32 protein-coding genes are annotated in these 20,382 nt (G+C 63.1%); 30 read left to right on the top strand and 2 right to left on the bottom strand.

Annotation, left to right across the window (positions count from 1 at the left end):
* Nucleotides 1–93 precede the first annotated feature (93 nt).
* Entirely contained in the window at nucleotides 94–603 is a 510-nt protein-coding gene (locus KMAL_RS11060; RefSeq protein WP_110095760.1) for a hypothetical protein, read from the bottom strand.
* 119 nt (nucleotides 604–722) lie between these two features.
* On the opposite strand from KMAL_RS11060, the gene KMAL_RS16940 reads away from it, so the two are divergent.
* Both KMAL_RS16940 and KMAL_RS11055 read left to right on the top strand, forming a co-directional pair.
* The gene (locus tag KMAL_RS16940; RefSeq protein WP_146044202.1) at nucleotides 723–1,370 is read left to right on the top strand and encodes a hypothetical protein; all 648 of its coding nucleotides are present in this window, start codon (nucleotides 723–725) and stop codon (nucleotides 1,368–1,370) included.
* Nucleotides 1,367–1,951 carry a hypothetical protein gene (locus KMAL_RS11055; RefSeq protein ID WP_110095759.1) on the top strand — a complete coding sequence of 195 codons (585 nt, stop codon included), beginning with the start codon at nucleotides 1,367–1,369 and terminating at the stop codon, nucleotides 1,949–1,951. Before KMAL_RS16940 ends, KMAL_RS11055 begins: the two co-directional genes overlap by 4 nt.
* On the opposite strand, the gene KMAL_RS11050 is transcribed toward KMAL_RS11055, so the two are convergent.
* Nucleotides 1,948–2,157, bottom strand: coding sequence for a hypothetical protein (locus tag KMAL_RS11050; protein ID WP_110095758.1), 210 nt, complete (start codon nucleotides 2,155–2,157; stop codon nucleotides 1,948–1,950). The genes KMAL_RS11055 and KMAL_RS11050 overlap by 4 nt on opposite strands.
* Nucleotides 2,158–2,341: 184 nt before the next feature.
* Here KMAL_RS11050 and KMAL_RS11045 point away from each other — a divergent pair, with 184 nt between their 5' ends.
* The 28 genes from KMAL_RS11045 (at nucleotide 2,342) to KMAL_RS10910 (ending at nucleotide 19,951) form a co-directional block, all read left to right on the top strand.
* The gene (locus KMAL_RS11045) at nucleotides 2,342–2,944 is read left to right on the top strand and encodes a hypothetical protein (RefSeq protein ID WP_110095757.1); all 603 of its coding nucleotides are present in this window, start codon (nucleotides 2,342–2,344) and stop codon (nucleotides 2,942–2,944) included.
* Nucleotides 2,944–3,150, top strand: coding sequence for a hypothetical protein (locus KMAL_RS11040; RefSeq protein WP_110095756.1), 207 nt, complete (start codon nucleotides 2,944–2,946; stop codon nucleotides 3,148–3,150). Before KMAL_RS11045 ends, KMAL_RS11040 begins: the two co-directional genes overlap by 1 nt.
* Nucleotides 3,151–3,334: 184 nt before the next feature.
* Nucleotides 3,335–3,580, top strand: coding sequence for a hypothetical protein (locus KMAL_RS11035; protein WP_167400147.1), 246 nt, complete (start codon nucleotides 3,335–3,337; stop codon nucleotides 3,578–3,580).
* On the top strand, nucleotides 3,565–3,834 hold the full coding sequence (locus tag KMAL_RS11030) for a hypothetical protein (protein ID WP_110095754.1): 270 nt from the start codon (nucleotides 3,565–3,567) through the stop codon (nucleotides 3,832–3,834). The genes KMAL_RS11035 and KMAL_RS11030 overlap by 16 nt, the downstream gene beginning before the upstream one ends.
* Nucleotides 3,831–5,042, top strand: coding sequence for a hypothetical protein (locus tag KMAL_RS11025; protein ID WP_110095753.1), 1,212 nt, complete (start codon nucleotides 3,831–3,833; stop codon nucleotides 5,040–5,042). Before KMAL_RS11030 ends, KMAL_RS11025 begins: the two co-directional genes overlap by 4 nt.
* Nucleotides 5,039–5,242, top strand: a complete 204-nt coding sequence (locus KMAL_RS11020) for a hypothetical protein (RefSeq protein WP_110095752.1) — start codon at nucleotides 5,039–5,041, stop codon at nucleotides 5,240–5,242. Before KMAL_RS11025 ends, KMAL_RS11020 begins: the two co-directional genes overlap by 4 nt.
* Complete coding sequence (locus KMAL_RS11015) at nucleotides 5,239–5,877, top strand: TRM11 family methyltransferase (protein ID WP_180999805.1); 639 nt, start codon at nucleotides 5,239–5,241, stop codon at nucleotides 5,875–5,877. Before KMAL_RS11020 ends, KMAL_RS11015 begins: the two co-directional genes overlap by 4 nt.
* Entirely contained in the window at nucleotides 5,874–6,101 is a 228-nt protein-coding gene (locus KMAL_RS11010; RefSeq protein WP_110095751.1) for a hypothetical protein, read from the top strand. Before KMAL_RS11015 ends, KMAL_RS11010 begins: the two co-directional genes overlap by 4 nt.
* A 37-nt stretch (nucleotides 6,102–6,138) precedes the next feature.
* Nucleotides 6,139–6,831 carry a hypothetical protein gene (locus KMAL_RS11005; protein WP_239020091.1) on the top strand — a complete coding sequence of 231 codons (693 nt, stop codon included), beginning with the start codon at nucleotides 6,139–6,141 and terminating at the stop codon, nucleotides 6,829–6,831.
* 128 nt (nucleotides 6,832–6,959) lie between these two features.
* A complete protein-coding gene (locus KMAL_RS11000) occupies nucleotides 6,960–7,349 on the top strand; it encodes a hypothetical protein (protein ID WP_180999804.1) in 390 nt (129 codons plus the stop codon).
* A complete protein-coding gene (locus KMAL_RS10995; RefSeq protein ID WP_110095749.1) occupies nucleotides 7,346–7,540 on the top strand; it encodes a hypothetical protein in 195 nt (64 codons plus the stop codon). Before KMAL_RS11000 ends, KMAL_RS10995 begins: the two co-directional genes overlap by 4 nt.
* Before the next feature lie 10 nt (nucleotides 7,541–7,550).
* Nucleotides 7,551–7,817, top strand: coding sequence for a hypothetical protein (locus tag KMAL_RS10990; RefSeq protein ID WP_239020090.1), 267 nt, complete (start codon nucleotides 7,551–7,553; stop codon nucleotides 7,815–7,817).
* Nucleotides 7,818–7,965: 148 nt separating this feature from the next.
* Entirely contained in the window at nucleotides 7,966–8,841 is an 876-nt protein-coding gene (locus tag KMAL_RS10985; RefSeq protein ID WP_110095747.1) for a tyrosine-type recombinase/integrase, read from the top strand.
* A gap of 44 nt (nucleotides 8,842–8,885) precedes the next feature.
* Nucleotides 8,886–9,065: a hypothetical protein gene (locus KMAL_RS10980; protein ID WP_110095746.1), complete on the top strand. Its 180-nt coding sequence runs from the start codon at nucleotides 8,886–8,888 to the stop codon at nucleotides 9,063–9,065.
* Nucleotides 9,065–9,670, top strand: a complete 606-nt coding sequence (locus KMAL_RS10975) for a DUF3164 family protein (RefSeq protein WP_239020093.1) — start codon at nucleotides 9,065–9,067, stop codon at nucleotides 9,668–9,670. Before KMAL_RS10980 ends, KMAL_RS10975 begins: the two co-directional genes overlap by 1 nt.
* A gap of 260 nt (nucleotides 9,671–9,930) precedes the next feature.
* On the top strand, nucleotides 9,931–10,698 hold the full coding sequence (locus KMAL_RS10970; RefSeq protein ID WP_239020089.1) for a DNA adenine methylase: 768 nt from the start codon (nucleotides 9,931–9,933) through the stop codon (nucleotides 10,696–10,698).
* A gap of 26 nt (nucleotides 10,699–10,724) precedes the next feature.
* Entirely contained in the window at nucleotides 10,725–11,342 is a 618-nt protein-coding gene (locus KMAL_RS10965; protein WP_110095743.1) for a hypothetical protein, read from the top strand.
* Nucleotides 11,342–11,665 (top strand): HNH endonuclease signature motif containing protein, encoded by a 324-nt coding sequence (locus KMAL_RS10960; RefSeq protein ID WP_110095742.1) that lies wholly within the window; start codon nucleotides 11,342–11,344, stop codon nucleotides 11,663–11,665. The genes KMAL_RS10965 and KMAL_RS10960 overlap by 1 nt, the downstream gene beginning before the upstream one ends.
* A gap of 119 nt (nucleotides 11,666–11,784) precedes the next feature.
* Nucleotides 11,785–12,318, top strand: coding sequence for a phage terminase small subunit P27 family (locus KMAL_RS10955; protein WP_110095741.1), 534 nt, complete (start codon nucleotides 11,785–11,787; stop codon nucleotides 12,316–12,318).
* Nucleotides 12,319–12,419: 101 nt separating this feature from the next.
* Entirely contained in the window at nucleotides 12,420–14,027 is a 1,608-nt protein-coding gene (locus KMAL_RS10950; RefSeq protein WP_208624781.1) for a terminase large subunit, read from the top strand.
* Complete coding sequence (locus KMAL_RS10945; RefSeq protein ID WP_110095740.1) at nucleotides 14,027–15,337, top strand: phage portal protein; 1,311 nt, start codon at nucleotides 14,027–14,029, stop codon at nucleotides 15,335–15,337. The genes KMAL_RS10950 and KMAL_RS10945 overlap by 1 nt, the downstream gene beginning before the upstream one ends.
* 15 nt (nucleotides 15,338–15,352) lie before the next feature.
* Nucleotides 15,353–16,078, top strand: coding sequence for an HK97 family phage prohead protease (locus tag KMAL_RS10940; RefSeq protein WP_146044201.1), 726 nt, complete (start codon nucleotides 15,353–15,355; stop codon nucleotides 16,076–16,078).
* Nucleotides 16,079–16,163: 85 nt separating this feature from the next.
* Nucleotides 16,164–17,759: a phage major capsid protein gene (locus tag KMAL_RS10935; RefSeq protein WP_110095738.1), complete on the top strand. Its 1,596-nt coding sequence runs from the start codon at nucleotides 16,164–16,166 to the stop codon at nucleotides 17,757–17,759.
* Between the two features lie 12 nt (nucleotides 17,760–17,771).
* Nucleotides 17,772–17,972 (top strand): hypothetical protein, encoded by a 201-nt coding sequence (locus KMAL_RS10930; RefSeq protein WP_110095737.1) that lies wholly within the window; start codon nucleotides 17,772–17,774, stop codon nucleotides 17,970–17,972.
* Nucleotide 17,973: 1 nt separating this feature from the next.
* Nucleotides 17,974–18,321, top strand: coding sequence for a hypothetical protein (locus KMAL_RS17260; RefSeq protein WP_180999802.1), 348 nt, complete (start codon nucleotides 17,974–17,976; stop codon nucleotides 18,319–18,321).
* Between the two features lie 13 nt (nucleotides 18,322–18,334).
* Entirely contained in the window at nucleotides 18,335–18,979 is a 645-nt protein-coding gene (locus KMAL_RS10920) for a head-tail connector protein (protein WP_110095736.1), read from the top strand.
* Nucleotides 18,972–19,355, top strand: a complete 384-nt coding sequence (locus KMAL_RS10915; protein ID WP_110095782.1) for a head-tail adaptor protein — start codon at nucleotides 18,972–18,974, stop codon at nucleotides 19,353–19,355. The genes KMAL_RS10920 and KMAL_RS10915 overlap by 8 nt, the downstream gene beginning before the upstream one ends.
* A complete protein-coding gene (locus KMAL_RS10910; RefSeq protein WP_239020088.1) occupies nucleotides 19,355–19,951 on the top strand; it encodes a hypothetical protein in 597 nt (198 codons plus the stop codon). The genes KMAL_RS10915 and KMAL_RS10910 overlap by 1 nt, the downstream gene beginning before the upstream one ends.
* Nucleotides 19,952–20,382: the final 431 nt, after the last annotated feature.

Raw genomic sequence — 20,382 nt, 5'->3', positions numbered from 1 at the left:
GCGGGGAGCGGCGGCATGAAACGCCAATCCTCCTCATGGATTGGCGCTGCACGTAGCAACTTGGCGCCTCTTTTCATCACCTCGGTTTTGTCGTCATACGCGACGTGCCCAAAGCCACGCGCCCAGGTTGGGGATTGTCTCTCCCGTCTCTGCATCGGAAGCCTCGATAATGCGTCTATAATTGAATTTGCGCGGCGCGTTGCGCAGTTCACAATAGGTGTTGAGGTCAACGATGATCGTTGTCCCATCGCGATTGACGTAGAAATCGAAGTTTTTGACGTCGACCGTCCGCTGCGTCTCCGTTTTATTCGCGTCTTTGTAATCGATGATGACACGAGCGTTCTGCACCTTCTCCACGAAGGTCTGCTGGACCGTGCCACGACGACGAGAGGTGGGCGGCTCGATCCGTTCGCCCCCGTTCGATGGTGCATCAGCATCGGTTGGCAGATCCTTGCCCATGCGCGCAAGGATGCGAATGAGCAGGACAAAGCATACAATGGCGATGAAAATCGTAATTCCTATGCTTGCCCAAAATCCGGTTCCCAAAAAATAAGAAATAATGAATGCGGAAATCGCAAATACAACTACAAAAAATTGAGCCATCTACCAGTTCCCATGGTGTGTGTTGCAACAACCATGGTGGACCAAGCGGGCTGGTCGGGCAATCGACCAGCCCGTGAAGGTGGTCGTGCGACATCAAGAACAGAACAACGGGAGGCAGCATGATTCAGCACGATCGCACCATCATCGGCATCGAATTTGGTCGTCAGGGCACCATCAACCACGACACTGATCGGACATTCCTGATCAGCACGCGGCAGATGGTTGCGTTGGTCAAGCTGCTGGAAACAACGATCGAAGGTAGGAAGTCGCCCAATCATTCCATTCATCTTCCGTCGTGGCTGGAAGGGCTGGAAGCTGGCAATCGAATTTTAGTTCCGCGACAGGATCTGGCGTTTGGGACGACACAAGCGACAACATTCCAGCACTGTGTTGATCTGAAAAAAAATGATCCCGATCTGCCAGGACCTGCACGGTGCCCGAAATGCGATAGCCCTGCTGGGCCGTCCAATGGACCCGCAGCTCCGTCAAACGATACTGGTTCACGTGGTTCCTCTCCTGTCTCTGGTCTGGAAGCCGACAGGGTAGAGGATGCGAGGGATGGCGTCACGCCATCCCTCGGTGCACCGGGTCGAGGACACATGGCGAATGCTGAACGTAGCATCCGCCGCGACATGTCCGCGAATTCTCCGGCGGAACGGACCGAACGGCTGACCCGCTCGTATTTCGATACGCGGCCCGAGGGCCGCGATGCGTTCGCGATGGTGCTGATTGCCCGTGTGGCCATGACTGGTCGGGGGGCAGCATGACGGTACGTCAAATCATCGCCCGCACAATCGCCAACCTGCGCACGGCGCGGGCCAGATTGCGCCTTCCCCAGCAGGACAGGCGTGCCCGTCCCGTCGATCCGACAAAGGTCACGCCGGAATGGCTGGAAAAGGGGTTGGGCCGCGCCGAAGAATGGCGGACGGGACAGGCCGCAGGCACACGGAAAGACCCGGCATCTGCGCGTGTGACCGTGGGCGGGCGGTGGGGCGTTGACGGGTTTATCCCTTTCGCACCGCCGCTTGCGCCTGTCCAGCGGGACCAGCTGGTCGAAGACCTGCTGGCCATCGTCACGGTGCTGAAGCGCAAACGGCGCGATTGCGCTGATGTCGTGGAATATGGACCCGCTGTCATTGCCCAGAGCAGGGCAACAGGCTCCGACCTTGACATGGAGATCGAGAGGGTGATGGCAGCAATCCATCAGGTTGCCCCCGGCACTCCCGAGCCTGCCCCCTATGAAGCTGACCGCTCCGTCCGTGAGCAGTTGGAAGCAAATTTCATTTCCAACGCGCTTTTCAAAAGCTTCAGGGCCAGAAAACGCCCGATCGATCAATCGGGTAGCTAGGAGCGAGTGGGAAAATGATGCCCGAACGATCCTGCGATGTGTTTCATCAGGTCCGTGCCTTTGGTGCGTGTGCTCAGGTCGAGCAGCATGTCGCCAATATCGAGTTGCGCCTCCTTGGAAAGGTGCGGCATCGCGGCTTCGATCATGCCGTTCAGCACAAAAATCAGGTCGGCGACTTCCGGGCTCATTTTGGCGTCGTCGGACAAAGCGAATCCTCCATGGTGTGTGTTGCAACAACCATGGTGGGCCAAGCGGACCGGTCGGGCAATCGACCGGTCCGCAAGGGCGCTCGTGCGCCCGCGCGACAGACATATGCACCGCGTGCTCCCGCCTGTGCGGTCGAGCCGGTGCGCTCCCCAGTTTCCCCACTGCTACAGGAACAGAGACATCATGGATTATGATTTCATGGATGCCGGACAAAAGACCAGGCTGTGGTGCCTGCAGGCGGCAATCGAGGCGCCATATGGAAAAGTCAGCGCGTATTACGATCTGACCGGATCCATCATCGATCGTGCGGACAGGTTTCATGAATATGTCCTGCGCGGCAAGCCGCCAGTGGCAGAGGCTCCCCCTGCGCATGTCCATGATGACGAGGACAAACAGGGCGGCCGCCCCCGGCCCGATGCCGATGCGGCTTCGGCACCGGATGCGTCGGCTGGTGATGCGCAGGCAGAAAGTGACTGCCCTGCGATGCCTGAAGATAAACGTGCCACGATCGCAAAGTCGGTGCAGGCTATCACCCCCGTGCTCAAGATGCTGCATTTTGTAGGTGGGAGCGTGGAAGCCACTGATACCGGTACACGTGTGCCGAGGATCTGCGTCATCCTTCCAAGGAATGGAATGCGGCATATCAGTGCCGAAGAAAAATCTTGTTTTGCCCAGATAGAAATGGCGCTCACTATCCTGTGGGTGGTGGGTTGTCGCTGTCACGTTGAAACCGGCGTGGCGGGGTCTCTCCCGACCGTCCACTGGACGATGCCCGCTGGCTTCTGATGTCCATCCCCTCACCCACCGCCATGACCAGCGGCGCAACCTGCCAGTGGATCGACGGGGACGTGCGGCGTGACGTGCGTCCTGCGTTCTGCGGCAGGCCTGCGTGCGTGCGTCGTGTGTGGTGTGGTGAACATGCGGTGCGTGTTTTCCGCCAGCCGCGTGCGGATGAGCGTACCGAAACCGAGAAAGATGGAGTTGCATCATGATGATGTTCCCATCTGTTGGTTTGCGGCGCATGCCCCGTCTGTCACCCGCGATGGATGGGTCATGCGCCGCTTCATTGTGCTGTCTCCTTTCCAGAAAAACCCTTATCTCGACTCGGAATAATCGAGATCATGGAGGATTTTCGTGGAAAAGGCTTGTGCGCAAAGTACCCAAAAGAGTCGTTTTATGATCGCCGCAGCCTATCGCGACACCATCTGCAGTGTCCTGCGACGCAAATATGGGCGCATCAGGAACGGCGCAAAAATCCTCGCACGCGATATCGAACGCAGCCCGCGCACCGTCCAGAAATGGATTGCCGGGACCGCCACGCCGCGCGGGGAGGAACTGGTGAAACTGATGTCCGAATGTGACGAACTGCGGGATGAGATTTTCCGCCTGGTAGAGGAAGGCAAGCGATGCCCGGACGAATAATCCCGCGCGGTATTGCCATCGAGTACGGCCGCAATTTCGGCCTGCGCTACGACCGGGGCGACATGCCGTCGATCAGCCTGTTTGTCGTGCGCATCTATGCGCTGCGTGACGGGATGGCAGGCATTGTGCTGCGTTTCGTCGGCGACCGCCAGCAGCTGCGCGAGGCCCGCGATGAGATCACGCGCCTGAAAGACAAGTGCGCGGACCAGTGCCGGGACTGCCCGCTCCTACCGGGGAGGCAGGATCCGTCATGACGTTACTGCCGACGATTGCCGAGTTTGATCTGGCGGGCGTGCCCGCGTGGAACCTGATCCGGTCTCTGCCCGCCGAGGCACGCGGCGTGGCCCATTCCCTGGTCGATACATTGCGGTCCCACCGCATGATCGTGCTGCGCAGTGGCGGGCACCTGCTGTCGGATCAGGAGGTGGCTGCGTTCATCTGTGAACAGCCCGACGTGCTGGCGCGCACCCTGCCGGTGATCGAGCAGTGGGGGTTCGCCGCCCGTGACGATGAGGGGGCGCTGTACAGCCCCCACCTGCTGGCGCGTGAACTGCGGCGGCAGGACCGTGCGCGGCGGCGGGAAGAACGGGACGAGGCGCTGCGCCGGTTCGAGGCTGCCCAGGCGGCGGGTGAGATTGCGCCGGACGCGACGCTGCGGAGCGTGACGGCCAAGGCCAATGGCAGCGCAGGCGGCCGGCCGCGCAAGGGGGAGACGCGTGAACAGGCCCGGATCCGGCGTGCGCAGGAGGCCGAGGCCACCCAGCGCCAGCGGCACATGCCCCTGATGCGGTCGCTGCCGGGTGCGGAAAGTGTCGAAACCCAGAACCCAAACCAAAAACCGAAATCGGTTTCGGTTTCCGGGGTTTCGGTTTCCAGATCGGGTTTTTCGGTTCCGTTAGATATAGGTATAGATAGAGATATTAATCTAAAACCTACATCTACACCTGACGAACCGGAAAACCCGGCGGCCCAAACCGAACAGCCGGTGCAGGCCGTGACGGTTCCGCCCAAGGTCATCGCCACCACGGTCGAGCGTGTGATCGAGGTCGCGGGATTTACGCGCGGGCCACGCAACCAGTATCCGGCGGTGCGCAAATGGCTGGAGCAGGGCTGTCCGCCTGACCTGCTGATCGAGGCGGTCAAGGCGCACCGGGCCACGATGGACAGCGCACCGGAGCATATGGGCGCGTTCCAGGCGGCGATCCGGGCGGCATGGGAACAATCCCTCATCAACGCACCGGAGCCTGCGCCCCAGCGGGAAATCCCGGCATGGGAGGTGCAGGCCCGCGCCGATCTGGCGGCAGACCAGCGGGCATTTTCCGTGATGTTCGAGGAAAACCGCGATTACGGACAGGCCCGGCGGCGCTGGGCCGAGGAAGCGGCGCGGCTGGGACGTCCGACGACGGACCTGAAACTGGACGCGTATCTGGCGGCCTATCGCCCGGTGGAGCAGGCAGCATGAAGCGGCGGTTTCGCAAAGGGGCGCGGGAGGTCATCCTGTATGCCGAGGCTCTGGGCTATACCTGCTCGATCACCGGGCACAACACCCTACGATTCTGTCACCCGTCAGTGCCGAAACCGGTTTTTGGATCAGCCCAGACGGGCGATCCGCGCGGCCTGAAAAACCTGCGCGCGGAACTGCGCCGGGCGCTGGCGTCGTGAACGCCCATTCCGGCTACGACCGGGTTGCCGACGACTGGTATGTCGAGCCGCCGTGGGCCGTGGATGCCCTGATCGCGGCCGAGGCGACGGTACGCCCCCTGCGCGGCCGGGTGCTGGATCCGTGCTGTGGCGCGGGGAACGTGCCGACGCAGCTGACGGGCATCGAGGATGTCATCCCCATCGGGACCGACCTGCGACCGCGCAGGCCGGACATCGCGACGATGGATTTTCGCGACAGCCTGCGCCAGTTCCGCCCCGACAGTGTCGTGTCCAATCCCCCCTACAACCAGGCGCGGGAGTTTATCGAGGTTGCGCTGCTGCACACATGGGATCGCGTGTGCGTCGTGCTGCGGCTGGGGTTTCTGGCGGGACAGAAGCGCCGCGTGTGGTGGCCCCAGACCTGTTTCGCGCGGCTGTGGGTGTCGAGCGTGCGCATGAACATGCCGCCGGGCGACCGCGCCGTGGCGGGGAAAGGTGGCGCGGTCGATTACGCCTGGTTCGTGTTCGAGCGTGGATATCGCGGCCCCCCGATTGTCGGCTGGCTGCCGGATGTCGGCCGACCGCCTCGACAGCGGCGCAGGCGTGGTCCTGATCATGAGACAATTTCCGTTCCCGGCGCAGAGGAGGTGCTGTGATGTTCGATTGGTTGTTCAGGCGGTTTCAACCGGATCGTGAGGAGGTCACGCGGCTGCGGCAGGAAAACCGGGATCTGGGGCGCGAACTGGCGGGCATGCAGCTGGCGCTGTCCATGATGCGGGTGCAGCGCGACGACGCGTTGAAGGTGTCGGAGCGCCGTGACCGGCATGGCAGGTTTGCTGCGCAGGGTGCGCGCCTGACCGATCATCGAATCGATCTGTGAAGTCCGTCCGTTTTATCGAAAAACCGCGATTTTCAGCGTGTTACAGGCTGTTTTGACAGAAAAACGGGTCTATACTGTTTCCCAATTCCCGGCCGCTGTTCGTACCCCTTCCGCCGACTGGGCGGCATCGCAAAGGGGCGGGCATGTCGGGATCTACCAAACTGAAAGGCCCCGCGTGTCAGTCGCAGCGCTTTCCGGCCGTCGGACCCGTCAGTCCGCACATTCTCGTCCAGCGCCGCGCGACCGCGGCGTTGCCCCCTCGCCCGAACGCCTGGCCCACGGCGATCTGGCGGATGTCTCTGTCAAACTCAAGCCGGATGGTCCATCGACCGAGGTGCTGCGCACGTGCGCGGGCCTGTATGGTCTGCGCCGTTCCGGGAAAATCACCGACGGCCAGGTCGGCTATGCCCAGATGTGGGCAGTCGATTACGAGATCGGCGTCCTGGGCGGCAGCGACCCGGAAATGGAGCACGGTGCAAAACGGGGCGATATTCATGACGCCATGATCGGGCGCATGGGATCTGCCGCGCGCCGGGACTATATCCGCCAGCGCATCGGCGCGCGCGGCGAGCAGCTGCTGGTGCTGCTGATGATCGACGGGCTGTCGTTGATGGATATGGCAGCCAGACTGAAACAGGACCGGCGCAGCACCGCTGGCGTGCTGTGTTTCCTGCTGGAGCAACTGGAGGAACATTACGACGAGATGCCGGGAACATTATGGAAGGGTTGACGTGCCCACCAATTTAAGACAAACATGGCAAACTATCGTTATGCGTGGGTCCAGAGAATGGACGCCACGCTTTTTTTATGCCCGGACGGGCATTCCCAAAATCGAGTCATCTGATGAAATCATCGCCGATGCTGACGCGCGGCGACGTTGTCGTGCGTGGAAATCGCCAGGGCATCGTCGTGACCGTGACGGAAACGCGCGTCCTGGTCGTGCCCATCGTCTGGGGCACGGCGCGCCTTCACCGGGCGGACGTCGTGCCGATCGCGTGGGAGGCGACGTTCTCCCTGCGCGGCGCGATCATCCATTGCGGCCAGTGGGCGTGGGCTGATGCCGGTCGGCAGAAGCGTGTTGGCCAGGTGTGCGTGGAGACGATGCGGATGGTCATTGCCGCGATGCGGCGCGAGGCCGAGGCACGCCAGACCGAACGCCTGCCCGCCGGGCTGGTCCGTTCGACGCTGGCGTTCGGCCCGATAATGGGCAGTCGTGGGCGTCGCGTTGGCGCGCCGTCGCTGGGATGAGCGCGGGCAAGTTCGCTGCCAAGGTCGTGGCGCGGGTCTGTCTGGGTGGCGTTATCGGCGGCCTTTCCATGAATGCCGCGCATGATATCGCAGGGCAGAATGCCGGGGCAGCGCTGAGTATCGGTCTGACGATCCCGGTGGTGCTCGCTGTCCTGTCCGCAATCGGAGATATGATGACCGATGAGCGATAGCATTGGCGGCATGCCCCCTGTTCCGGTCAAATATCTGGAGGCCGTCGCCGACCAGAAGGCCGGGGTCGTCAATCATGGACCGCTGCGCCGCTTTCGTTTTATGGCGCGCCGCCCGGATGGAATGAGCATCATTTTCCCGGTGATGGCCTCGTCCAGTCAGGATGCAGCCGAGCGGGCGCATGCGTGTTGCGACCGGAATGGCTTTCGGGATCCGGGGCGCGTGGTTGGGAACCGGAGCGCATATGACCGTGCCAGCGCGATGGTTTCGGTGCCCTGAAACCGGGATCATAACCCGGTCTTATGTGACAGCCCTGCGGCAGCAGGGCGGGACATAACTCCTCCAGACCCCGGAAATCAGGGACATAACTGTAGTTATGCCCCGTTTTTCGACGGTCGTTTTCGGGTCAATAATCTAGGCGTTTCAAATGGTTAGTGGAGATCGTGCCCGATCGCCCGCCACGATGGCCCCGTCTGCCCGCAATATCTCGGCGGATGAAATGCTCATCCGGTCGTGGCTCCACAACCGGAGTGACAACACCCGCGATGCCTATGGGCGGGACGCCCGAGCCTTCCTCGCCTTCACGGGCAAGACGCTGGGCGAGGTCGTGCTGGCGGACCTGCAGCTGTGGTTCGACAGTCTGGAATGCGCGGACGCCACGCGTCGGCGGAAGCTGGCCGCCGTCAAATCGCTGCTGTCGTTCGGCGCACGGCTGGGGATGCTGCCTTCTGACGTGGGCGCGGCGTTCCGTATGGAGCGCGGACGCGACACGCTGCATGAGCGCATCCTGACGCAGGAGGACGTCGCCCGCATGATCGACGGGGAGGATGATCCCCGCAAGCGGGCGTTCCTGCGCGTCCTGTATGTCATGGGGCTCCGTCTTCGTGAGGCATGTGGCCTCACGTGGCGGAGCATGACCCGCCGCCAGCAGGGCGGCATTGCCACTGTCCACGGCAAGGGGGGCAAGACCCGTTCGGTCCTGGTGCCCGCCAAGCTGTGGAAAGAGCTCGTGGCGCTGCGCGTTGATAACCGGCCTGACGGGCCGGTGGTCCCCGGCCACGATGGTGGCCCTCTTCACGCAAAGGCGGGGGACCGCATCGTGAAGAGAGCCGCGCGGCGAGCGGGGCTGTCCCCTGCCGTATCGGCACACTGGCTACGACATGCCTGCGCATCGCACGCGCAGGACCGGGGCGCACCGCCCCATGTTGTCCAGGCCACGCTGGGACATGCCTCGCTCGCCACCACGACACGATACAGCCACGTCCGCGAGGGTGACGGCGCTGGCAAATATCTGGACCCGTAGCGCACGGCGCGCAGGTCCCCTCACCCGTGAAACAAGGAAGACCCATGAAGCCCAGCCACCGGCCCCGGAAACCCGCCACGGACGTCACCGTGTGGGAACGCGCCGCCGCGCATTACCGTCGCATCACCCAGCGTGACCGTCGCCCCGGCGTGAAGATCTGGGCGGCCGGTCGCGCGCAGGAATGCGCGGCGAACATGCGTGCGGCACAGCGGGAGGCCGCGTGATGGTGCCCGAAGGCTACATGCAGGATTCTGCCGGCCGTCTGGTGCCGCGTGACAAGGTCAAGCCGCAGGACCTGATGATCGACGACCTGGTGCAGGATCGTTTTGCCGAGGCTGCCGTCCTGCGTGAGCAACTCAAGTCGTTCCGGCAGGTCTCGATGGAAAACATCCATACGGCGCTGGCGCTCATTACCGAGCAGTATGGCGCGACCTATGGTGGGCAGAAGGGCAACATCACCCTGATGAGTTTCGACGGCCGCCGTCGGATCACCATTGCGATCGGCGATTCCATTTCGTTCGGGCCAGAACTGCAGGCCGCCAAGGCGTTGATCGACAACTGCCTGGAGCGCTGGTCCGAAGGCGCTGATGCGAACCTCAAGGTCATCGTGACGGACGCGTTCGAGGTCGGCAAGGAAGGCAAGATCCGCACCGACAAGATTTTGGGGCTGCGCCGCCTCAATATCGAGGACGAGGAATGGCAGCGTGCGATGCAGGCCATCAGCGACAGCATCCGCATTGATACGACCAAGGCCTACCTGCGGTTCCATGAGCGCAACGGGCCGGACGACGATTTCAGGCAGGTGCCGCTCGATATCGCGCGGGCGTAACAACGCTTGACGCCGCGCTTCAAATCATCGATTCGGTAGGCAGGCGCGCAAATGGCGCGTCTTGCTCGATCACGCCCGGACTATGTCCGGTCGGACGGTTTCCTTCGCCTCACAGGTTTGGGGGCGAGGGCTGGTTTGCTTGGGGCAAACCAAACCGCGCAGGTGGTGCTGCGCACGGGAAACCCCCGCCCCGGTTCCTGTGAAGGAACGGGCGTTCGAGCATCATTCCTATGTGTTCAGCACAAATTCCGGCGACTCCGGTGTCGCCTGTTGCCCCCTATCTCGGGGGCAAGCGCAACCTCGCGTCCCGCATCATCGAGCGCATCGCCAAGGTGCCGCATGACACCTACGTCGAGCCGTTTATCGGCATGGGCGGCGTGTTCCTGCGTCGTCCGTTCCGCGCCAAGGGCGAGGTGATCAACGACGTTTCGCGTGACGTCTCGAACCTGTTTCGTATCCTCCAGCGGCATTATGTGCCCCTGATGGACATGCTGCGGTTCCAGTTGACCAGCCGCGCGGATTTCCAGCGCCTGCTGGATACGAACGCGGAGAGCCTGACAGATCTGGAGCGGGCAGCACGGTTCCTTTACCTGCAGCGTTTACGGTTCGGTGGCAATCCACGGTCACGGTCGTTCGGCGTGGCAGTCGCCAGTTCGGCCCGTTTCGACGTCGGCAGGCTGGGTCCGATGCTCGATGAGGTCCATCAGCGCCTCTCCGGCGTGGTGATCGAATGCCTGCCCTATGAGCGGCTGATCCCCACCTACGACCGGCCGCGCACGCTGTTCTACCTCGATCCGCCGTATTGGGGCTGCGAGGACGATTACGGGAAATGTCTGTTCTCGCCGGATGATTTTGTCCGGATTGCAGACCTGCTGGGCAGCCTGAAAGGGCGGTTCATCATGTCGATCAATGACGTGCCGGAGATCCGGGAGATTTTCGGGCGTTTCCGGATCGAGGCCGTTGAGACCACCTATTCGATCGGTCTGAGCAAGAAACGGGCGGCGGAGCTGCTCATTTCGTCCGTCTGACCCCTATTCACCACAGGAAAACCTGAATGCACCCCACGCACCATGTGCACATCAGCACGGAATTTATGTTTGTGATCCTGCTGTTCATCCTCTGTGTCATCGCGCTGTGCGCGTGGCTGTCCTGGTCGAAGCGGCAGGATAGCATCCGCCGGAAGTTGATTGACCAGGAGCACGAGGAACGGATGGAGCGGATCCGGCGCAGTCGTGACGAGCAGGTCGCGCGCCGGGTCACGGCAAACGTGGCGTCGCGCCCGTCGGTGCCGGTTTCTGGCACGGGTGTTGCTGTTTCCCCGCGTTCGACCACGTCCCCGCGTCCGGCGTCGGATGCGTATGACAGCGCGGCGGTCCCGGCAGCTGCTCCCGCGCCGGTCATCGTCAATGCCGGGGCATCGCGCGGCAGCGACAATGGCTTTCTGGAGGGTGCGCTGCTGGGCGGGATTGCCGGATCGGTGATGGGTTCCGACCGCGGACATGACACGGTGATCGAGCGCACGGTCAGCGCACCCGCGCCCGCTCCGGATCCGTTCGTCGGAAGCGGCGGCGATGCGGGTTCCGGCGGGTTCAGTTACAGCAGCGGCGGCGATACCGGCGGTGGCTTTGACTGCGGTGGCGGTGGGTTCGATAGCGGTGGCTGCGATTTCTGATGCCGTCGGCACCACCACGGCACAGCATTGCCGGGGCGTCGGTCCAGCCCCGGCAACAGTACGACCAGTGGCGTGGGTCGGCAGCCTCCAGGGGCTATGATCGACGGTGGCAGAAATGCCGACGGTCCTTCCTTGCCGCGCATCCGCTGTGCCTGTTCTGCTATGAGCAGGGACGGCTGACACCGGCGAACGAGGTCGACCATATCCTCACCATCAAGGAGCGTCCTGACCTGCGTCTCGACTGGTCGAACCTGCGCCCGCTGTGCAAACCCTGCCACAGCGCACGCACGGCACGCGACCAGCGGGGATCTCCCGCCGGATGATGGCGGAAATCGGCGCATGCACCACGATCCCCCCATAGGGGGGTCTAAAACGACCCTCCTTTTGATGTGGACCGCTACCTAACCTTTTTTACGCGCGTGCATAATGGAGGAAAAAAGGGATGGCCCGTCCGCGCAAGCCAACGCACCTCAAAATCGTGACGGGCACCGCCCAGGCATGCCGCGCCAACCCCAAAGAGCCGAAGCCCAAGCGCGCCCGTCCGACTGCGCCAGCGGGCCTGTCGAAACGGGCGAAGGCGGTATGGACAAAAGCCGCCCGCCTGCTCGACGGAATGGGCGTCCTGACCACGGCGGACGGCCTCGCGCTCGAGGGATTGTGCGAGGCGGTCGCGGATGAACTGGAGGCGCGGGCATCCCTCGCGCGTCCCATCGTCACGCAGGTGCCCGATGGGACGGCCGACGACGATACGCCAGTCATGCGTGAAATCGAGGTCGCTGCGGCCGGTGCGCAGACATACGTGACAATAGGCAAGAGCGGTCCAATGGTGCGTATGCGCCCCGAGGTTGCCGCCATCGCTGATGCAAACCGCAGGGTGGCAATGTGGCTGGCGAAATTCGGCCTGACACCGGCCGACCGGTCGAAAGTCGGAGCGGAAGGGCAGCAAAAAGAAAATGCCTTCCAGAAAATCGGGTAAAAAAGCCACGCAAACCGCCGCCGCAGCCCCATGTAGACGCGGCTATCCGGTATGCGGACGAGGTCGTATCGGGGACAATCCCTGCGTGCCAGTGGGTGCGCTTGGCGTGCGCCCGCTTCCTCTCCGACCTGGCGCGTGACGCGGACTGGCCATACGAACTGGACGCAGCCGAGGCGGAGCGCGTTTGTGAGTTCACCGAGCTCATGCCCCACACCAAGGGGAAATGGGCGCAGAAAAAAGAGCTGATCCGCCTCGAGCCCTGGCAGTCGTTCATCCTGGTGAACGTGTTTGGCTGGCGCCACCGGATAACGCGGCTGCGCCGGTTCCGCACAGTGCTGATCGTGGTCCCGCGCAAAAACGGGAAATCGGCGCTGTCCGCCCCTGTCGGCCTGTTCATGCTGGCAGCGGACCACGAGGCCGGCGCCGAGGTCTATTGCGGTGCCACGTCGAAAAAACAGGCGTGGGAGGTGTTTCGTCCCGCCCGTGAAATGGCGCTCAAGACACCGGATTTCCGGTCGTTCTACGGCGTGGGCGTCAATGCCTCGAACCTGCATGTCATCAGCACGGGCAGCCGGTTCGAGCCCGTGATCGGAAAGCCAGGCGACGGTGCCTCCCCGTCATGCGCCATCGTGGACGAATACCACGAGCATGACACGTCAGACCTGTGGGACACGATGCTGACCGGCATGGGCGCGCGCGACCAGCCCATCCTGTGGGGGATCACCACGGCAGGCTCGAACATCGCCTGCCCCTGCTACGATGAGATCCAGACCGGCCGGAAAATGCTGCAGGGTATTTTCGTCGACGATGAGCGGTTTTTCGTCGAATGGACGATCGACCCGGAAGACGACTGGACCACGATCGAGGCCCTGCGCAAGGCAAACCCCAATATCGGGGTATCTGTGCAGGAGGAATTCCTGATCGCACGACAGACCGCGGCCATTCGCAATCCGCGTCTGCAGTCGACGTTCAAGACGAAACACCTCAACCTCTGGGTGAACGCCCGGAACGCATTTTTCAACATGCAGTCGTGGGCGTCCTGTTACGACCCGGCGTTTAGCGAGGAAGCCCTGCATGGTCGTCGCGCCGTCCTCGCGATGGATCTGGCATCTAGGCGGGACATCGCGGCCCTTCAGGTGCTGGTCCCGCTGGCCGACGGCCGCATCGCCACTTTTGGTCGGTATTACCTGCCAGAAGCAGCGGTCGAGAACGCAGATGGTGCCGAGCATTACAGAGGCTGGGCTTACGGCGAAGAGGGTCGTCCCCCTTCCCTGATCGTTACCGACGGAGAGATTACCGACTTCGAGCGCATCGAGGCGGATATCGATCTGCTGCGCACGCAGTTCGTCGTTGACGAAATTGTCTTCGACCCTGCTCAGGCCGCCTACCTGGTTACACGGCTCATGAGCAAAGGCGCCAATGTCATCCAGTTCGACCAGAACGCCCGAAATTATTCCGAACCGATGAAGCAGGTGGATGCCGAAATTTATGCCGGACGGATCGTCCATGGATGCGGCCCCACCCATCCCATGACGTGGATGATGTCGAACGTGGAGGCCCGCGTGGATGCCAAGGAACAGGTCTTTCCAAGGAAGTCCGAAGGCAAAAACAAGATCGACGGCCCCGTCGCCCTGATCATGGGCAGGTCCCGCCTGCTGGTGGATGACGGCGCGTCAGTTTACGAGGAACGGGGGATCATGGTTCTGTAATGGCCCTACTGCCATCATTGTTTTCCCCGCGCCGGGCGGTCGAACGCAGGGAGCCACGTCTCAGTCTGCCCGCAACCCGTACCAAGGCGGACAGTTTCGCATCGGGTTCCTACCCGTCATGGCTGTCCGCAGGCCTCGGGGCGCTGCCGTCGGCAACCGGCCTGCCGGTCACGCCGTTCACGGCGATGCAGGCTGCGGCCGTGTTTTCGTGTGTGAACCGCATATCCGAGGACCTGGCGAAAATACCGCTGCAGGTGCAGGAAATCCTGCCCAACGGACGCGGCGCCCTGGTCACGACCACGCATCCGCTGGCGCAACTGCTGGCGTCACCCAATCGCTGGATGACGGCCTACCAGTTCTGGTTCTACGTCACGGTCTGCCTGTGCATGCGGGGCAATTCGTATGTCGCGATCGTGCGCGGCCAGAACGGACAGCCCCGGTCGCTCATCCCGATCATGCCTGACCGCGTGTCGGTACTGATGTCGCCGCGCGGCTGGATATTCTACCACATCAGCCATCCGCTGGTGGGGGAAGGCATCCGGCTGCATCAGGATGACATGATCCATCTGCGCGGGTTCACGCTGGACGGATACATGGGCATCTCGCCCATCATGGCCTGCCCCGAGGCAATCGGGCTTGCCATCGCCGCCCAGAGGCATGGCGCCACCCTGTTTCGCAACGGCACGCAGATTCAGGGCGTCCTGAAAACGTCCAAGTCGCTGTCGAAAGAGACGGCTGCCCGTATCGCGAGCAGCTGGCGCAATGCCTACGGCGGCGTCGATAACACCGGCAAGACGGCCGTGCTCGAGGAAGGGATGGAATATGAGCGCATCGGCATGACCGCCGATGAAGCGCAGTTCCTGGAGGTGCGGGAAAAGGAAGACATCGACATCTGCGGCATGTTCGGTGTCCCGCCACACAAGATCGGTCGTGGCGACAAGGTCACGATCAGCAATTTCGAGAACGCGAGTCAGGAATACATCGACAACGCCCTGATCCCGAAGGCCCGCCAGGCCGAGGAACAGATCCACAGTCGACTGGTGTTTTCGGAAGAAAAGGCGCGGCTGCGGGTGCGCTTTAATTTTGACGAGCTGCTGCGCGGCGACATGCAATCGCGTGTCACGGCCGGGGTGGCCGCCGTCAATTCCGGGCTGATCAGCGCCAATGAGTGGCGCGCCCGTGAGGGCATGAACCCCTATCCGCGCGGGGACGAGTATCGCGTGCCCCTCAATACCGGCGCGGCATCGACCGCGCCCGCAGTCGATGACCCGGCCCGCATCACCGCGCCGGACCCTGCCGCCCAGACCTGATGGGATATGCGCCGCATGGCGAAACTCATGACCACCAAGCGATTCAAGTCGCTGGCCCGCAAGGGCCGACACCCCGAAAATGTCCAGATCCGCAAGGACATCATCAGCGAGGTGCAGCCGGGACCGTCCAAGCGCACCCTTCGCTACGTCATCAGCACGCCGGATCCCGACCGCGAGGGCGACGTCATTTCCATCGATGGATGGGACCTGACGAACTATCGCAAAAACCCGGTTGTCCTGTGGGCGCATGACCAGGACAAATTCCCGATCGGGCGCTGCGTGGATATCGGCGTCGAAGATGGTGTGCTGAAAGCTACCGTCGAGTTCGCACCGGCGGATATCCCGCATGCGGGCGACCGCGCCGAAGCGGCGTTCCGCCTGAGCCGCGACGGCTTCCTGCCCGCCACGAGTGTCGGTTTCCGTCCGCTGGAATACGACATCTCCCGTGAGCGGGAGGACGATGACACGTTTTTCCTGCCGATGGATTTCAAACGGCAGGAACTGCTGGAGTTCAGCCTGGTCAGCGTGCCGTGCAATCCCGACGCACTGCGCGACGATGACCCTGAAAACGACGGGACAAGCACCGATCCCGCCCCTTCCCCGACTTTGCCGGGAGACCCCGATGCGCAGACGCGCGCGGCAGATCCCGACATCGAAAAGGCAGAGCGCGAAGCGGCCACACGCCGCAATCGCATCGCCCGTCAGAAACGTGCACGCCAGGCACTGGCGTCCACCCTCTGACCACCGAGTGACGGCCCGGACGGGCCTCCTCCCCGCTTGATCACAAGGCGCCTTCGGGCGCCTTTTTTATTGACCGGAGCGATCATTGGTCAAACTCCACGAACTGAAGAACAAGCGCGCCCAGAAGGTCGACGCCATCAGGGCCCTGGTCAAAAAGGAGGCCGACCTCCCCGATGACGAGAGCCTGCCGCAGGAAGACGTCGACGCCATCTCCCAGTTGCAGGCCGAAATCGCCGCACTGGATAACCGCATCGGTCGCGCGGAAGCGGTCCTGAACCTCGAGAGCGAGAACGCCGACCCGCTGGACCCGGAAAATGAACCGGAGACCATGGGCGACCCCGAGGCACCGCTGGACAACGAGGAACGCGGTTTCGGCCCCCGCGTCACGCGCGGCACCCATCGCGTCGAGCCCGCGCTGCGCCAGCAGGAGCCCAAGGGGTTCAAGGCGGCACGTTTCATTCTTGGCCAGCTGAAGGCCAAGACATGCGGCATGCGTGAAGCCTCGGCATGGGTGGAAAAGCGTTTCCGCGACAAGGAGGTCGCCAAGGCGCTGAACACCACCGGCACGGCCGCCGGTGGCGCCCTGATCCCGCAGGCGTTCGCCACCGAGATCATTGAACTGCTGCGCGCCCGCACCGTGGTCCGTGATTCCGATCCCACCACGATCCCCATGCCAGGCGGCAACTTGACCATTCCGCGTCTCGCGGCGGGTGCCAGCGCGGGATACACCGGGGAACTGGATGACATCGGCGTTTCGCAGGAAACGTTCGATGACCTGCAGCTCAACGCCAAGAAGCTGACCGCCCTGGTCCCGGTCAGCAATGACCTGATCCGCCGCAGCCCCATCGGCGTGGAGGCCCTGGTCCGCGACGACCTGCTGCAGACCATGGCGCGCCGTGAGGATCTGGCGTTCCTGACGGGTGACGGCTCTGGCAACAGCCCGATCGGGATGCTCAACCAGGCGGCAGCGGCCAACAAGATCATCGCGACCGCGCTGCCCGTTGCGACCGGCGATGCCGCCACGGATAACGCCGCGATCCTGACGGCAGTCGTTTCGGTGCTGCAGGGCATGCTCCTGCTGCTTGAAAACGGCATGAGCATGATGATCCGCCCGACGTGGATCACCACGCCGTCGGTCAAGATGTATCTGATGACGCTGCGCGACGGCGTGGGCAACTTCGTGTTCCGCGACGAACTGTCCGGTGACGATCCGCGCCTGATGGGCCATCCGCTCAAGATCAGCCAGCAGCTGCCGTCGAACATCAACACCGGCACCACGGCCGCCCCTGTGAACAACGGGGCCTACATCTTTATGGCCGACATGAAGGATGTGGTGATCGCGGACACATACGAGATCTACATCGATGCGTCCGACGTGGCTGTCTACCAGGACACGAGCGGCGCACAGGTCAGCGCCTTCCGTCGTGACCAGACGGTGTTCCGTGTGATCAGCGAGCACGATTTCGGCCTGCGCCATCAGGCCTCGCTGGCCGTGGCCACCGTTCCGGGCTGGGCACCGACCGGTTACACGCCCAACGGCGGCGCTGCCTACTACGTGCAGGCGCCCAGCGGCACCGGCTCGGCTGCGGCCAGCACGTGGGGCACGCCGCCCACGGGCTCCAACAACCCCGGCAACGGCGCGACCGTTGCGCCGGGCGGCACCGAACCGGGCATCGCGTAAGGAGAAGCGGACATGCAGTTGTCAGGAGAACAGACGGTGCGGTTTACCCGCTCGTGGCAGTGTTACAACCGTGGGGTGGAGGCCGGGTTTTCCCCGGCCCGTGCCGCCATGCTGGTCAGGCTCGGCGTGGGGATCATCGTCAATGATGGCCGCACGCCGCAGGGCGACGCCTCCCAGAAGGCACCCGTTCGCGGGACGGTGAGGAAGGGCTGACATGGACACGCCTTACCGCACCGTCGAACAGATTTCCGGCGCGAAACCCCTGACGGTCGATCCGACCGCCAGGAACGCACAGAGCCTCTCGCCGGGTCTGGAAAATATCGAGGGCAGCACGGTACCGGGTACGTCCCGGTGCCATGTCCGCGGTCCGCAGCAGTCGCCCGTCGATCCTGCAGCGGCGGGACTGGACACGACCCGCGTCGTGCAGAGCGCAAGCGAACGCGCCAGGGCGACGGAGACGGCATCGCAGGCCGCGCCGGTTTCCCCTGCGCCTGTCGCTACCGCACCGGCCGCGACCAAGGCCGCTCCCGCGACCACCGCCCCCACGCCGCCCACCGCGTAACGGAACTGTCTGAATGTATTCCACCGTCTCGGTCGTAACGCCCCCGGCCGTGGAACCTGTCACGGTGCAGGTCCTGCAGCAGCATGCGCGTATCGATTACGATTACGACAATACCCTGCTGGCCATGTATCTGACGGGCGCACGCCAGGCGGTGGAGCAGTTCCTCGGGCGCGCCCTGATCACGCAGACCCTGCGTTGGGTCATGGCGCATCAGGCTCCCATCAACCAGTTCCCGCTCGTCCCGTTCACGGCCTATATTTTCCCGCTGTGGATGCCCTACTCCATGCTGTTCCAGCGGCCGATCGAACTGCCGCGCGCGCCGGTGCAGGCCGTCAGTTCGATCTCTGTCGGCGAATGGGGGCAGGCAGACACCGTCCTGTCGACAGACCAGTATTCGCTGGACCTGACGACGGACCCGGCGCGCGTGCGTCTGCATGCGGGCGTTGCGACATTGCCGTCCGATCATATCGCGATCGAATTCGTAGCCGGGTATGGTGCGGACGGCACGTCCGTTCCCCTGCCGATCCAGTTGGCCATCCTGATGATGGCGACATTCCTGTACGAACATCGCGGCGACGACGGGGGCGAAATGCCCGAGGCCGTGAAAAACCTGCTGTGGCCGTATCGCCTGTACACCTTCGGGGATGCCGATGCCTGAACCCCAATCGTTCCCGCTGGGGCGCCTGCGCTGGCCCGTGCAGATCGTGCAGCGTGTACAGGTGCCTGATCCCAACAGCACGAGCGTCGTGGAAACCCCTATGCCAGTGGCCACCGTGCGCGCCGACGTGCAGCCGGTGGGTGCCCTGACGTTCTGGGGGGCCGCTGGTGGAAACGAGCAGGTCGACACCCCCATAACGCACCGCATTTTCATGCGCTGGCAGAACTCCCTGCCCAATGCCTACGCGATCACCCGCTCGACCCTGCTGCCGGACGGCACGACCCGGACCGAGACATTCCGCGTGCGCCGGATCCGCGAGATAGACGGCCGTAAGCGGTTCGTGATCGTGGAGTGCGAGGAGGAAAAAAACGTCTGATGACGACACCGGCAATCCGGATGAATGTCAGCCTGTCGGCGGATGCTCTCGTGTTCGACAAGAAGGCCCTCGCCCGCGTGTTCCGGCAGGCCGGGAACGAGGTCGCGGCCACAGCCCGCACCCTGCTGCGGCAGAGTTCAGGCGGCGGCAGGCTGTATTACGGCCCCGGTGGATCCGCAGGGCCATATCGCGGGGGATACAGGGCGGGGAAATACCGGGCATCCGCGCCCGGACAGATCCCGGCCAAGATCACCGGCACGCTGGCGCGCTCGATCAGGGTACGGCCGTTCCGCTCCGGCGAAGGTGTCGCGATCCGTGACACGGCATTTTATGCCCTGTTCCTCGAGGCCGGCGCCCACGGCGGCGGACGGAGCAGCTCCGGCGGCGCAGGCGGTCGTGCGACCAAGGGCACACAGATCAATGGACGTACCTACCGCAGGGGTAATCAGGCAGTCGGAAAATCCCGCGTCCTGACCGCACGCCCGTTCCTCGAAATCGCCCTGACACAACGGGAAGCATCGCTCGGACCGCGTATCCGCCGCGCGGTCCAGCAGGGTATCAAGATGGAAAAGGCACCATCAAGTGCGCCCAAATGATCGTGGGGTCATGCCATGCGCCCCATCCATAAGACGAAAGCCGCCAGTGCAGGCACACCGGCGGCTTTCTGTTTCACCCCCTGCCTGTAACAGAGGAAGAACGTGCCCGATTATAGTGGCTTTCTGTTTTCAGTCGACCTTCACGACAGATGTAAATGTTGCGATATAATCAGGATCAGTCATGGACCCAGCCTGGGTCATGCTGAGTTCCTCTAAACAATCATTGCCGCTGCTACGCTTGAAGCGTGCGCTGAACTTGACTTGCTCGCCTTCTTTCAGTGCGGCGACCTGTTCAGATAACGCGCTAGCAGCCTGTCGGGTTGGGCATTTTGCGGCTGATAACGCCAAGGCTGACCTGGCTTATGCTGCCTGAAGCCGCGCCATTCTTTTACAGTTGTATGCGAGAGCAACGAGTGTCCATTCGGTCGTGA

The sequence above is a fragment of the Novacetimonas maltaceti genome (genome assembly GCF_002906255.1).
In the GTDB taxonomy this organism is placed as follows: Bacteria; Pseudomonadota; Alphaproteobacteria; order Acetobacterales; family Acetobacteraceae; genus Novacetimonas; species Novacetimonas maltaceti.
This window is presented reverse-complemented; position numbering and strand designations above follow the sequence as displayed.